Source organism: Bradyrhizobium sp. UFLA06-24, assembly GCF_054967145.1.
The window spans coordinates 67,534-80,717 of record NZ_JADFUE010000019.1; the positions used below are offsets into that span (position 1 = coordinate 67,534).

The 13,184-nt window shown below is 64.3% G+C and carries 10 protein-coding genes; 7 read left to right on the forward strand and 3 right to left on the reverse strand.

What is annotated here, in order from left to right; all coding sequences use genetic code 11:
- Nucleotides 1–106: 106 nt before the first annotated feature.
- The 3 genes from IF809_RS17405 to IF809_RS17415 all read left to right on the forward strand — a co-directional run bounded on the left by IF809_RS17405 (nt 107) and on the right by IF809_RS17415 (nt 2,928).
- Entirely contained in the window at nt 107–1,294 is a 1,188-nt protein-coding gene (locus tag IF809_RS17405) for a c-type cytochrome (protein WP_462838079.1), read from the forward strand.
- A 121-nt stretch (nt 1,295–1,415) separates the two neighbouring features.
- Nucleotides 1,416–2,102 (forward strand): response regulator, encoded by a 687-nt coding sequence (locus IF809_RS17410; RefSeq protein ID WP_128963502.1) that lies wholly within the window; start codon nt 1,416–1,418, stop codon nt 2,100–2,102.
- A 130-nt stretch (nt 2,103–2,232) separates the two neighbouring features.
- Complete coding sequence (locus IF809_RS17415; RefSeq protein WP_128963503.1) at nt 2,233–2,928, forward strand: response regulator; 696 nt, start codon at nt 2,233–2,235, stop codon at nt 2,926–2,928.
- A gap of 143 nt (nt 2,929–3,071) precedes the next feature.
- Here the strand turns inward: IF809_RS17415 and IF809_RS17420 are convergent, their stop codons facing one another.
- Together IF809_RS17420 and IF809_RS17425 are read right to left on the reverse strand one after the other, a co-directional pair.
- Nucleotides 3,072–4,421, reverse strand: coding sequence for a hybrid sensor histidine kinase/response regulator (locus IF809_RS17420; RefSeq protein WP_164938394.1), 1,350 nt, complete (start codon nt 4,419–4,421; stop codon nt 3,072–3,074).
- A 5-nt stretch (nt 4,422–4,426) separates the two neighbouring features.
- Nucleotides 4,427–5,593, reverse strand: a complete 1,167-nt coding sequence (locus tag IF809_RS17425) for an FIST N-terminal domain-containing protein (RefSeq protein ID WP_128963505.1) — start codon at nt 5,591–5,593, stop codon at nt 4,427–4,429.
- A gap of 264 nt (nt 5,594–5,857) precedes the next feature.
- Here IF809_RS17425 and IF809_RS17430 point away from each other — a divergent pair, with 264 nt between their 5' ends.
- Complete coding sequence (locus tag IF809_RS17430) at nt 5,858–7,897, forward strand: methyl-accepting chemotaxis protein (protein ID WP_164938395.1); 2,040 nt, start codon at nt 5,858–5,860, stop codon at nt 7,895–7,897.
- Between the two features lie 189 nt (nt 7,898–8,086).
- Nucleotides 8,087–10,120, forward strand: a complete 2,034-nt coding sequence (locus IF809_RS17435; RefSeq protein WP_164938396.1) for a methyl-accepting chemotaxis protein — start codon at nt 8,087–8,089, stop codon at nt 10,118–10,120.
- 71 nt (nt 10,121–10,191) lie between these two features.
- Here the strand turns inward: IF809_RS17435 and IF809_RS17440 are convergent, their stop codons facing one another.
- Nucleotides 10,192–10,530, reverse strand: coding sequence for a DUF3175 domain-containing protein (locus IF809_RS17440; protein ID WP_128963508.1), 339 nt, complete (start codon nt 10,528–10,530; stop codon nt 10,192–10,194).
- A 126-nt stretch (nt 10,531–10,656) separates the two neighbouring features.
- Here IF809_RS17440 and IF809_RS17445 point away from each other — a divergent pair, with 126 nt between their 5' ends.
- Nucleotides 10,657–12,144 (forward strand): MFS transporter, encoded by a 1,488-nt coding sequence (locus tag IF809_RS17445; protein WP_164938963.1) that lies wholly within the window; start codon nt 10,657–10,659, stop codon nt 12,142–12,144.
- A gap of 3 nt (nt 12,145–12,147) precedes the next feature.
- Nucleotides 12,148–12,969: a trehalose-phosphatase gene (otsB, locus tag IF809_RS17450; RefSeq protein WP_128963510.1), complete on the forward strand. Its 822-nt coding sequence runs from the start codon at nt 12,148–12,150 to the stop codon at nt 12,967–12,969.
- Nucleotides 12,970–13,184: the final 215 nt, after the last annotated feature.

Here is a 13,184-nt window from a genome sequence, read left to right on the forward strand (position 1 = left end):
ATACGCGCGCATTTTTCTCAGGCGACAGTTGCGGCGCCGGCCGATGGCTCGTGCCGCAACGCCTTACCGGCAAAGCTCCGGCACAACAAAGCTACGGGAGAAGAGGATGCGTCCGAATCAGTCTGGCACCGGCACGAGCCGAAATCGCGCCATCTCAGGCCTGTTCGCTTGTATCGCCGCAGCGTCGATCGTTGCGGCCTCGCCACTGCATGCCGAGGAGGCGGAGCCGTTCCGTCTCTGTGCCGATCCGACCAATCTTCCGTTCTCGAGCGATAATCCGTCGCAACCGGGGTTCTATGTCGAGATCGGGCAGGCGCTGGCGCAGGCACTCGGCCGGCCGATCGCCTATGACTGGTACAAATCCTATTTCGGCAAGCGGACCGTGCGCGTCACGCTGCTCGGCAAGCAATGCGACGCCATGATCGGCCTGCCGCGCTCCGAGGATTTCATGGGACCGGCCGTGATCTTCTCCAGCACTTTCGCCAGCGAAGGCTATGCGCTGGTGGCGGCGAAGGGAGCGGTGATCGGCGGCGTCGACGGCCTCAAGGGCAAGCGCGTCGCGGTGCAGTTCGCCAGCACGCCGCAAAACCTGCTTGCGAGCCGTGACGATATCCAGAAGGTCACGGTGCTGTCGCCCGAGGAAGCCATGCAGGCGCTTGACCAGGGCAAGGCCGATGTCGCCTTCATATGGGGACCTGTCGCCGGCTGGCTCAACAAGACCAGCTACAACGATCGCTATCAGATCCAGCTGACCGAGGGCGAAGGCCTGTCATGGGACGCCGCCATCGGCTTTGCGAAGGCATCCACCGAGCTGCGCGATCGCGTCGATGCCGTCCTGCCGCAGCTTCAGAGGACGATCGCCGAGCTCGCGGTGAAGTATGGCTTGCCGACGGGCCAGCCGGTGCGCTTCGGTGCGGCCCAGCCGGTGCCGGCGGGAACAACGACCGGGATGGGAACCGGCCCCAGTGTGGTGCAGGTCGCCAACGTGGTGGCGAGTGAGGTCAAGGGCGACGCGTCCGCACCCAACGCGGAGGCCGTCGGTGCCGGCAAGGAGATCTTCAACGGCACCTGCGCGCATTGTCATGGTCCCGATGCCGTCCAGAGCGAGCGGAAGATCGACCTCAGGCTCCTGCATCACCGCTACGGCGAGGACATGCGCGACACGTTCTGGAAGACCGTGCATGAAGGCCGGCCGTCCAAGGGCATGCCGGCCTGGAAGGAAGTGTTCACCGACGAGCAGTTCGACAGCATTTATTCCTTCCTGCTGACGGTTCAGGCGGAATCGAACGACTGAACGGCCTTGACCGGACGGGAAAGAGAAGATGTGCTAGCGTCCATCCGCCATCCTCAGGGCGCCGAACCGGCGCAGGATGGTGCCGCTGCCATGCATGCGGTGGATTCACTTGGAAGGCGCCATGGCCAGCTTCCTGATCATCGATGATCATCCGCTGTTTCGCGAGGCGCTCGGCAATGCCGTGCGGCTGGCGTTGCCGGAGGCGCGGATTCTCGAGGCGATGTCGATCGAGGATGCCTTGCACACTCTCTCGGCCGAGCAGGGCGTCGACCTCGCGCTGCTTGATCTCTCGCTGCCGGATGCGACCGGCTTCTCCGGCTTTCTCCGTCTGCGTGAGGCCTATCCGCGCCTGCCCGTCGCGATCGTTTCGAGCGAAGAGGACCAGCGCGTCGTCGGCGAGGCGCTGGCGCTCGGAGCCGCCGGCTATCTGCCGAAGTCGACGTCGAAGCGCGAGCTGGCACGATCGATCGAAGGCGTGCTCAGCGGATCGGTGTCGGTCCCGAAGGATTTTGTGGCGGCGCCGCAGCGGGGCCGGGCCGATGCCAGCAAGGCGCTCGAAGTCAAGCTGCGCGAGCTTACGCCGCAGCAGCTTCGCGTGCTCGACCTGTTGCGTCGCGGCTATCCGAACCGGCAGATTGCCCAGGAGCTTCAGCTCGCGGAATCCACGGTGAAGGCGCACATCACCGAGATCCTGCGCAAGCTCGGTCTGTTCAGCCGCAACAAGGCGATCGTCGAGATCGGCAAGATGGATCTGCCCGGCCCGCGCAGCCGGCTCAATGCGCGCCTCGATCGTGGGAGGGCGTCGTGATGGCAAGTCGCGTCTTTGATCTGGATCAAGCCGGCGACATCAGGCGGAGACATTCTCATCCTGGGCAATTCCACATCGACCCCAGCGGCATTCCCGGCTTTGGCCAGATCCTCAGAGCGGCTCACGCACGATGCGATTTCTGATTGTCGAGGACCATCCGTTGTTTCGCGAGGCGCTCGAAGGTGCGCTTCAGATGGTGGAGCCTGCGGCCGAGATCCTCCAGGCGATTTCGATCGACGACGCGCTCGAGCAGGTCGCCGCGATCCCGGACATCGACCTCATCCTGCTCGATCTGTCGATGCCCGGCACGACGGGCCTTTCAGGCATCATTCGCGTCCGCAAGACGTTTCCCAGGATTCCCGTCGTCATCGTCTCGGGCCATCAGGACCCGCAGATCATCTCCGGTGCATTGTCATTGGGCGTGTCGGGCTACGTCCTCAAATCATCGTCCAAGCAGACGTTGGCGCAGTCGATCGGCGAGGTGCTGCGCGGCTCGGTCTGTGTTCCCGCCGCCTATCACGGGTCGGTCCGCGCGCAGCGTGCGGCCGGTCCGGCGGAGGATCTCCTGAAACGTCTGCACGATTTGACGCCGCAGCAATTGCGCGTGCTCGACATGCTCAAGCGGGGCCTGCAGAACAAGCAGATCGCCTATGAGCTGAAGATTTCGGAGACCACGGTGAAGGTCCACGTCTCCGATATCTTGCGCAAGCTCAACGTGCTGAGCCGCACCAAGGCGATCGTCGAAATGTCCAGGATCGACTTCGCGAATCTGGCCGCCGAGAGCCCCGCGACGCGGCGCGAGCGGGCTCAGCCGGAGCAGCCGTGAGGCGACTTCTGCCGATGGGTCGCACGGATCGAGCTGTGATTGGCCGAAGATTACGTCTTGGGAATTATCGGCTTGAAGAAATGTAGAATACTACCGCTACTGTGCATGGGGTTGTTTTCGGATTTTGTCCGAAGGCCATCCGATCAGCTCAGCAGGAACGACAGCAGCGCGCGCATCTCGGCGGGCCTGATCGGCTTCTTCAGCACTTCGAGGCCGTGACGGCTCGCTTCCTTCGCCGCCTTCTCGGAGTAATCGGCGGTGATGATCATGGCCGGCGTATCGAGCTTCAGATGCTCTCGGACATCGGCGATCGCCGATAGGCCGCTCTCGCCATGGTCGAGGTGGAGATCGGCGATGATTGCGTCGGGCGCGCCGCCGAGCTCATTGAGGCGCAACAACGCGTCCGCGGTCGATCGCGTGGTCGCGACGTCGCAGCCCCATCCCTCCAGCAGGGCGGCCAAGGCTTCCGAGCCGTTCGGATCGTTCTCGATCAGCAGGATCTTGGCGCCCTCGAGGCCACCATAATGCTGCTCGGCCGGCTTGACCTCGTGCACCTCGTCGCGGACTTCAGTGAGGTCCGCCGGCTCCAGTTCCAGGGAGAAGGTCGAGCCCCTGCCGATCTGCGAGGACAGCCGCACCTTGTGTCCGAGCACGGTTGCGAAACGCCGGACGATGGAGAGGCCCAGCCCGAAACCGGCCTGGTCGGCGGCGCTGGCCTCGCCGCGCTGGAATTCGCGGAAGATCGCCTCCTGCTGCGCCTGCGCGATTCCCGGCCCGGTGTCGGAGACCTGAATGCAGATGCGGTCTCCCCTCGGCCGGCACCCCATCACGACGCCACCGCTGCGGGTGTAGCGGATGGCATTGGCCAGCAGGTTTTGCAGGATCCGTCGCAACATCATCGCATCCGACCTCACCACCAGCTGCGAGGCGCGGATACGCAGGGACAGGCCTTGCCGCGCCGCGATCGGCTCGAACTCGTTGCGGAGCTGCTCGAACAGAGGTGCGAGCGCGATGGCGTGGACGTCGGGCTTGAGCGCGCCGGCGTCGAGCTTGGCGATCTCCAGCAGCGAGCGCAGCAGGTCCTCCAGCATCAGCAGCGAGCGGTCGGCCTGATCGATCAGGAGGCCCGCCTCCTGCGATTCCATCATCTCGGTCAGCGCCGACAGGGTGAGGCGGGCCGCATTGAGCGGCTGTAACAGGTCGTGGGTGACGGAGATCAGCACCGAGGATTTCAACGAGCTCGCGGCCTCGGCCTGCTGCTTGGCGCGGTAGAGACCCTCATTGGCGCGCTCGACCGAGTGCAGCGCCTCGCGCAATTGATGCGTCCGGTCGCGAACCTTGTGGTCGAGCGCGATGGCGGTTTCGAACAGGGAGAAGGCGTTGAGCTGCTGGTCCATCGAGCGCTCGACGCGCGACATCAGCGCGGCGTTGATCTTCCGCAGCTTGGCGGCCTCGCGCTGCAGCTGGTCCATCGTATCGGAGCTCTGCGACATGTCCGTCACGCCGGGCGCCTTCCGATCGCGACGCCCGTAAAAGTCTGGTTCACATGCATCGAGCCGAACTGTTCGCCATAGGTGTGGAATCCGACGACGCGGTTCTGCCGGTACAGCTCGGACATGTCGCGGGCGAGCTGGTGCTGCTCGGCATCGAGGCGGCGGAGCAGACATTCAAAGCCGATATAGAGCGAGACGTCTCCGATCTGGTCGCGGATGTCGGCGAAGGTCTGACGCGTCGAGCCGACCAGGCTTTTCGACGAGGCCGCGGTCAGCACCATGCCCTCGTCGATGGCGCAGAAGAAATGCAGCGAGCCGTCCGGCTCGACGCGCTGGATCGACCGGGCATAATATGAGCCGCCGACCCGCACCAGGACGGGGTGGGATGCGAAGGAGAACGGGTCGAGCTTGGCATCCATGATCCCGACCATGCGGGAATATTCCTCGGCCGCCGGCTCGGCATTCAACTCCCTGACCGTTCGATTTTCGATGTCGGCCTCCGTGACCACCATCTTCTGCGCCCGCGGCTCGAAATTGTCGCACTTGAACACCCGGAACGGCAGCGACGTGCTCAGCAGGATCAGCAGCGCGGCATTGCTGTGTGCCTTACCGTCGAAGAACACAAAGGTCTTCTCGAAGCGCATCCCGTCGCCCGCGGAGCCGCCGACGACGGGGATATCGTCGAGCGAGGCATAGATCGCGGACATCACCGCTTCTTCGCGCCGGCACAGGCCGTCGATCAGGACCAGGCCGAAGGGGCTCCCACGGTCGATCTGCGGGCTCGCCCGCAGCAGCTCGTGCCGGAGCTCGCCGCCGATCCTGCGGCCGTCCTCGACCTGGAAGCTCTCGAGATTGAAAATGGGCCGCACCGCCGCCGAGAAATCGGCGCGGCTGAAGGCGAGGGCCACGACACTGTTCTCGTCCCAGCCGTCAGGGGCGAGCTCGCCCGCGGTGGTGCAGCCGCAGACCTGGGTCTCATCGAAGTGTCGGGTGATCTCGGCGATGAAACGATGAGGGTCGTAGCGGGGAGAGAGGAAGACCAGGATCAGTGCCAGCTCGTCGGACGGGAGCTGGGCCGCAAGCTCGGCCACGGCTTCATCGACGGTGGCGGCCTTCGATTTGGCAACGGCAACACCAGACGCACCGCCAAACCGAAACTCGGTTTGCCCCACTCCGCTTCTCCCTTGAGGACCAGCTTGGTCTGACGCCAAGTGCGTGATTATTGCCTGACAAGTACCGTAAGAATAAGGCGTTTTCCGGTTGGCCGCAACACGCGAGCTCGCTCGGGGCCCCCTTCCCGGAGCTGGGACTCTCCGCTCCCGAATACAGATCGGACGAATTTACCGCCCTTTATCGATTCTGCCTTAGTTTTGCGCATCCAGGTCTGGGGGCGGGGCGCCTCCGGATCGCGGCTGAAGACTGAATGGGGGTTGGGAATGTCCGGGCGTACCGCATCGCCGTCTAAGCGCAGCTTGTTTCCGACCCTCCGGTTCCGCGCCAAGATCATCCTCGGTTTTGCAGCCGTGCTGGTCATCTCGGCCGGAAGCATGGCGTTCTCCTATTTCGGCTTCGAGCGCGTCTCATCCGGCGTCGGGTCCTATCGCAACAGCGTCTCGGAGGCCGATCTCGCCCGCAACATCGATCGCGAGCTGCTTGCCTACCGCTCGGCCGTCAAATATTTCGTCGTCACCGGCAAGGAAGACGACGCCAAGACCGCGCTGGACGCCGAGACCAGCCTGAAGAATGCCATCGACCAAGCGGTCAAGAGCGCCAAGACGCCGGCGCGGCAGGACAGCCTCGACAAACTCGCCAAGGAATTTTCGAACTTCTCCGCGACCTTCGCCAAGGTCCTCAAGGCCAAGCGTGACAGCACGTTGCTGGTGCAGAACCAGCTCTCGCGGCAAGCCAATCTCCTGAAATACAAGCTCGACGACATCGGCAACAACGCTTCCGATTCCGAGGCGCAGGCGATCGAGTTCGGCACCAAGCAGGTCAACGCCCAATTCCAGACCGCGAGCTCGGCGGCGACCAATTTCGTGCTGACGTCCGACCAGGCGATCGCGAGCAGTGCGCTGGCGCGGCTGAAATTCGTCGAGAACTCGCTCGGCGCGGTCTATTCCATGGACGACAAGATCGTCGCCGGCCTGAAAGATGCCAAGGCGATCCTCACCGCTTATCGCGAAGCGCTGGAGAAGCTGATCGCCAACGCCAAGCTGGTCGATGAGCTCGTCACCGAGATGAGCGGATCGGCTGGCGCGATCCTTCAGGGCGCCACCGCCATGAAGGCGGATCTGGTTGCCGAACAGCAGCGCCTGGATTCGGAATCGGAAGCCACCATCGGCAAGACCGAGCAACTGGTGCTGATGCTGGCCGTCGGCGGTACGCTGTTGGGTGCGGTCCTCGCCTTCCTGCTCGGCACCGGCATCTCGCGGCCGATGATCGCGATGTGCAAGGCGATGCGCGAGCTGGCTTCGGGGAATTTCGACGTCGTGCTGCCGGGCCTCGGGCGCAAAGATGAGATCGGCGAGATGGCGGGCGCGGTCGAGGAGTTCAAGGTTCAGGCGGTGGCCAAGGCCGAGCGCGATGCCGCCGCCAGCGAAGCGCAGAACAAGGAGCAGGCCGCGTCGCGCCGCGCCGAGCTGATCCGCTTTGCCGATGATTTCGAGAGCGCGGTCGGCGCCATCGTCTCCAACGTCTCGGCCTCCGCCGTGCAGCTGGAATCGGCGGCCTCGACGCTGACCCGCACTGCCGAAACGACGCAGAGCCTGTCGAGCCAGGTCGCCGGCGTGTCCGAGCAGGCCTCCTCCAACATGCAGTCGGTCGCCACCGCGACGGAAGAGCTGTCGGCCTCGGTCGAGGAGATCGGCCGCCAGGTTCGCGATTCCAGCCGCATTGCCGAGGCCGCCGTGGGGCAGGCCAAGGAGACCGACGGCCGGATCGGTAAACTCTCGCACGCCGCCCAGCAGATCGGCGAGGTGGTCAAGCTGATCACGGCGATCGCCGAGCAGACCAACCTTCTCGCGCTCAACGCCACCATCGAGGCCGCGCGGGCCGGCGAGGCCGGACGCGGCTTTGCGGTGGTCGCGAGCGAAGTGAAATCGCTGGCGAGCCAGACCGCCAAGGCGACGGACGAGATTTCCTCGCACATCGCGGGCATGCAGGGCGCGACCGCCGAGTCGGTCGCCGCGATCAAGGAGATCGGTGCGACCATCGGCCAGATCTCGTCGATCTCAACCTCGATTGCGAGCGCCGTCGAGCAGCAGGGCGCGGCGACGCAGGAGATTGCGCGCAGTGTCCAGACCGTCGCGCAGGGCACCCAGACTGCGGCGACCGATATCGGTCAGGTCAATCGCGGCGCCGCCGAGACCGGCTCGGCCTCGGAAGAGGTGCTGAACTCGGCCAAGACACTCTCCAGTGAAAGCGCGCGCCTGCGGGCCGAGCTCGACCGCTTCATGGCAAATATCCGGGCAGCTTAAAGCCTGGATCGTTTGACGTCGGCCGAACGTCACGTAGCCCGGGACCCCATCCCCCCATCCCCTAACCGCAAGTTGCGATGCCGTAAATTTACCGCAGCTTATCCTTTGCCCATTACCGTGAATACGAGTCGGGGAGCGGGCTGCTGCCGGGCTGCGCCTGGTTTTCCGCGAATGGAATGGGGTGGGGGAATGTCCATCAAGTCGAAGCCGAGCTCTCTGAAGCTCTTCACCTTGCGTTTTCGCGCAAAGATCATCCTGGGCTTCGTGGCGGTGCTCGCCATTCTCGCCGTCAGCATGGCGTTCGCCTATTTCGGGTTCGAACGGATCGCGGGCGCCGTCGCCTCCTACCGGGCCAGCGTGGCCGAAGCCGACCTGGCACGGACCATCGATCGCGAGTTGATCAGCTATCAGGGATTGACCCGGGCCTACACGCTGACTGGCGCCGCGGACGACGAAACGGCAGCCAAGGCGGCCGAAGGAAACCTGAAGGCGGCGATTGCGAAATCCATCTCTGCCACGTCAGGCGCGGCGCGCCGCGAGGAGGTCGGCAAGCTCGAGGCCGAATTCCAGCGTTTCACGAAGGTGTTCAGCGAGATCATCACGCTGACACGTGAGAACAACAAGATTGCGACCGACGAGCTGAACAGCGTCGGCAACAAGATCCGCTTCAAGTTCGACGACCTCGCCGATACTGCAGCGTTGGCTGGCCTCGCCTCGGTCCAGAGCACGGCCAAGGACATCACCTCGCAATATCTCGCGGTCTCCACCTCGGTCAGCGCCTTTGTCGCCAAGCCGGAGCCGAAGACCGCGGACGGCGTCGTCGCCCGCATCAAGTTTCTGGAGACGTTGCTGGTCTCGATCTACGCCAACGACCAGAAGATCACCGACCGAGTCACTGAAATCGGCAATTTGCTGAAGCAGTACCGCGCATCCTTTGCCAAGCTGTCGGACAATGTGAAGATCATCGTCAAGTTGAACGGCGAGATGACCAAGACGGCTGCGTCCATCCTCAAGCTCTCGGGTGAGTTGCGGTCGAACCTGTCGGACGATCAGCAGCGCATCGAGGCAAGCGCGAATGCGACGATCGCGGAAACCGAGCGGCTGATGCTGATGCTGGCGCTTGGCGGTCTCACCATCGGTGCCGTGCTGGCGCTGATGCTCGGCAATGGCATCTCGCGGCCGATGATCGCGATGTGCAAGGCGATGCGCGAGCTGGCTTCGGGGAATTTCGATGTCGTGCTGCCGGGTCTTGGCCGCAAGGACGAGATCGGCGAGATGGCGGGTGCGGTCGAGGAGTTCAAGGTTCAAGCGGTGGCCAAGGCCGAGCGCGATGCCGCCGCCAGCGAAGCACAGAACAAGGAGCAGGCCGCGTCGCGTCGCGCCGAGCTGATCCGCTTTGCCGATGATTTCGAGAGCGCGGTCGGCGCCATCGTCTCCAACGTCTCGGCCTCCGCCGTGCAGCTGGAATCGGCGGCCTCGACGCTGACCCGCACTGCCGAAACGACGCAGAGCCTGTCGAGCCAGGTCGCCGGCGTGTCCGAGCAGGCCTCCTCCAACATGCAGTCGGTCGCCACCGCGACGGAAGAGCTGTCGGCCTCGGTCGAGGAGATCGGCCGCCAGGTTCGCGATTCCAGCCGCATTGCCGAAGCCGCCGTGGGGCAGGCCAAGGAGACCGACGGCCGGATCGGTAAACTCTCGCACGCCGCTCAGCAGATCGGCGAGGTGGTCAAGCTGATCACGGCGATCGCCGAGCAGACCAACCTTCTCGCGCTCAACGCCACCATCGAGGCCGCGCGGGCCGGCGAGGCCGGGCGTGGCTTTGCGGTGGTCGCAAGCGAAGTGAAATCGCTGGCGAGCCAGACCGCCAAGGCGACGGACGAGATTTCCTCGCACATCGCGGGCATGCAGGGCGCGACCGCCGAGTCGGTCGCCGCGATCAAGGAGATCGGCGCGACCATCGGCCAGATCTCGTCGATCTCAACCTCGATTGCGAGCGCCGTCGAGCAGCAGGGCGCGGCGACGCAGGAGATTGCGCGCAGTGTCCAGACCGTCGCGCAGGGCACCCAGACTGCGGCGACCGATATCGGTCAGGTCAATCGCGGCGCCGCCGAGACCGGCTCGGCCTCGGAAGAGGTGCTGAACTCGGCCAAGACACTCTCCAGTGAAAGCACGCGCCTGCGGGCCGAGCTCGACCGCTTCATGGCAAACATTCGCGCGGCGTAACAGCTGCTCTGCTTCGCTGTCGTCCGGAAGCGGATCTGCGCTTCGCCTGTCCGGGACGACAGCGGCAGGCCTCACTCCCTCCCAAACGCCCGCTTCAGCTCGCCCTTTGCTCTCTCCAGCCGATCGCGTTGCGTCTTTGGCAACGTCTTGCCGGCGCGGTTGATATAGAACGTCAGCATCGACAGCGCCGAGCGATATGCGCCGGCCTTGCGGCGCGAGCTGTGCTCCGCGGACCGCTTCAGCGAGTCTGCGATCTTCTTCGCGCTCGTGAGCTTGAACACGCCGCGCTTGAGATCGAGCGCGTCGCTCTCCCTTGTCACGCGCTGCGACCATCGCTTTGATGTCGCGCGCCTGGTGCTCTTGCGCGCGGCGGTTTTGCGCGAATGTGTCGTCTTTCTGACGGGAGCCATGCGTCAACTCCTTACGGCTCCAGCGGAAACGGCCGGCAGGCGATGCCGTTCCCGCGGGAACCTGCCGTTGCCGCAGGCGTTGTCGCAGTCGGCAGGCGGATGCCGCCCCCCAGACCCAGCAACGCGATGGAATTGCAGCAGAGCCCGGCGCTGAATTATGGACCTGCAATCTCGGCGGCGGCCGCGCCCGATCGTATCGTCGCGACCAGCATTCCCGCGCGGCTGGACGCCCTGCCCTGGAGCAGCTTCCATACCCGCGTCGTGCTGGCGCTCGGCATTACCTGGATTCTCGATGGTCTCGAGGTGACATTGGCCGGCGCGCTTTCGGGCGCGCTGAAGCAGAGCCCGATGCTGCATTTCTCCAATCTCGATCTCGGCATCGCGAATTCTGCCTATCTCGCGGGCGCGGTCATTGGCGCGCTCGGCTTCGGCTGGCTCACCGACCGCATCGGCCGCAAGAAGCTGTTCTTCATTACGCTGGCGCTCTATCTCTCCGCGACGGCGGCGACCGCGCTCTCGTGGAATATCACGAGCTACGCGCTGTTTCGCTTCCTGACCGGCGCCGGCATCGGTGGCGAGTACACGGCGATCAACTCGACGATCCAGGAACTGGTGCCGGCGCGCTATCGCGGCTGGACCGATCTCGTCATCAACGGCAGCTTCTGGATCGGCGCGGCGATGGGTGCGGTGGCCGCGATCGTGCTGCTCGACCCGGCGGTCATTGGCCCCGATCTCGGCTGGCGTCTGGCGTATCTCATCGGCGCGGTCATCGGCCTCGTCGTGCTCCTGATGCGGATGTGGATTCCGGAAAGTCCGCGCTGGCTGATGATTCACGGCCGGCCGGACCAGGCCCACAAGATCGTCCACGACATCGAGCGAACGGTGATCGGACACGATCAGGATACGAGCGACGGGCGTTTCCCCAAAATGCGGCTGAAGATGCGCGATCACACGCCGATCGGCGAAGTCGTGCATACGCTTTTTGCCGCCTACCGCCAGCGCGCGCTGGTCGGCCTTGTGCTGATGGTGGCGCAGGCCTTCTTCTACAACGCGATCTTCTTCACCTTCGCACTGGTTCTGACCGACTTCTACGGCATCAGCGCCGATCATGTCGGCTGGTATTTGCTGCCGTTCGCCGCCGGCAACTTCCTCGGTCCGCTGCTGCTTGGACGTTTGTTCGACACGCTCGGCCGCCGCGCCATGATCATGTTCACCTATGGCGTCTCGGGCCTGCTGCTGGCGCTGTCGGGCTACCTGTTCTCGATCGGTGCGTTGAGCGCGCAGGGGCAGACCATCGCCTGGATGGTGATCTTCTTCTTTGCATCGCCTGCCGCAAGCGCGGCCTATCTCACGGTGAGCGAGACCTTTCCGCTCGAAGTTCGCGCGCTGGCGATCGCGGTGTTCTATGCGGTCGGCACGGGCATCGGCGGCGTCGTGGGTCCCGCGCTGTTCGGCGCGCTGATCGACACGGGATCGCGCAGCAGCGTGTTCGCCGGCTATTTGCTGGGAGCATTCCTGATGATCGTCGCTGCGATCGTGGCATGGCGCTACGCCGTTTCCGCGGAGCGTAAATCGCTCGAAGAAATCGCACGGCCGCTCGCTTCCATGGAGTAGACTATGAAATCGGAACTCGCTGAACTGGATCAGAAGCGTCCCATGCCGGATGATGAAGCGCCCGATGCTGTGCCCGTGCCGCACGCGCTCGTCCCGCATCTCAACGAGACTGCGATCCTGCTCGACATCGACGGCACGCTGCTCGAGCTGATGCCCACCCCGCGCGAGGTGTGGGTGCCGCCCGGCCTGTCGGAGACGCTCAACCGGCTGACGGAGCGCACCTCGGGCGCGTTGGCCATGGTCAGCGGCCGCTCGCTCAACGACATCGACCTGATCTTTGCGCCCGATGTGTTTCGCGCCGTCGCGGGTCATGGTGCGGAGATGCGACTGACGGTGGGGAATGAGGCCGATGACGTCCATGCGCCGCCGATGGACAAGGAGCTGAAGCGGCGGCTGGCCGCGATCGCAAAGCTCAGCCCCGGCATTCTGCTCGAGGACAAGGGGTATTCACTGGCGCTGCATTATCGCCTCGCGCCGCATGCGGAGAAGGCGATCTATGAAGCGGTCTCGCTGATCCGCGCCGATTTGCCCAATGCGCCGATCGAGGTGCTGCCCGGCAAGTTCGTCTGCGAGATCAAGCATTCCGGTTTTACCAAGGCGACGGGCGTGCGCGAGCTGATGAAGCACGAGCCTTTCAAGGGTCGCCGTCCGATCTTCATCGGTGACGACGTCACCGATGAAACGGTGTTTGCGATCATGCCGGAAATGAACGGCCTTTCTTTCTCGGTCGGTCGCCGTGCCATGGGTGTCAACGGTCACTTCGATACGCCAAACGATGTCCGCGCTTTTCTTGCCCGCCTGCTTGACGACACCCGACTAGAATAAGGCATCGTCATCGCAGGGCCACATTGTGCTCCCGCGGGTTCCGGCACGCGCGCATGCGTGCCGTGCCGAATTGATGCCGCACCTGCATTTCCCGAACGAAATCGTTGGGTTCCTCTGAAGGAAACTGGTTCCAACGCGCGTGCCTGACTTTGGTTTCATTTCGTGGAAATGATGACCGGAACCATATTGATGAACGGCAGTTAAACGGGGTGGAA

Bases quoted from the DNA above. Each gene is read 5' to 3' on its own strand.
- IF809_RS17420 (WP_164938394.1), bottom strand. From the start codon at position 4,421: ATGTCGCAGAGCTCCGATACGATGGACCAGCTGCAGCGCGAGGCCGCC.
- IF809_RS17405 (WP_462838079.1), top strand. From the start codon at position 107: ATGCGTCCGAATCAGTCTGGCACCGGCACGAGCCGAAATCGCGCCATC.
- IF809_RS17445 (WP_164938963.1), top strand. From the start codon at position 10,657: ATGGAATTGCAGCAGAGCCCGGCGCTGAATTATGGACCTGCAATCTCG.
- IF809_RS17440 (WP_128963508.1), bottom strand. From the start codon at position 10,530: ATGGCTCCCGTCAGAAAGACGACACATTCGCGCAAAACCGCCGCGCGC.
- otsB (WP_128963510.1), top strand. From the start codon at position 12,148: ATGAAATCGGAACTCGCTGAACTGGATCAGAAGCGTCCCATGCCGGAT.
- IF809_RS17415 (WP_128963503.1), top strand. From the start codon at position 2,233: ATGCGATTTCTGATTGTCGAGGACCATCCGTTGTTTCGCGAGGCGCTC.
- IF809_RS17430 (WP_164938395.1), top strand. From the start codon at position 5,858: ATGTCCGGGCGTACCGCATCGCCGTCTAAGCGCAGCTTGTTTCCGACC.
- IF809_RS17410 (WP_128963502.1), top strand. From the start codon at position 1,416: ATGGCCAGCTTCCTGATCATCGATGATCATCCGCTGTTTCGCGAGGCG.
- IF809_RS17435 (WP_164938396.1), top strand. From the start codon at position 8,087: ATGTCCATCAAGTCGAAGCCGAGCTCTCTGAAGCTCTTCACCTTGCGT.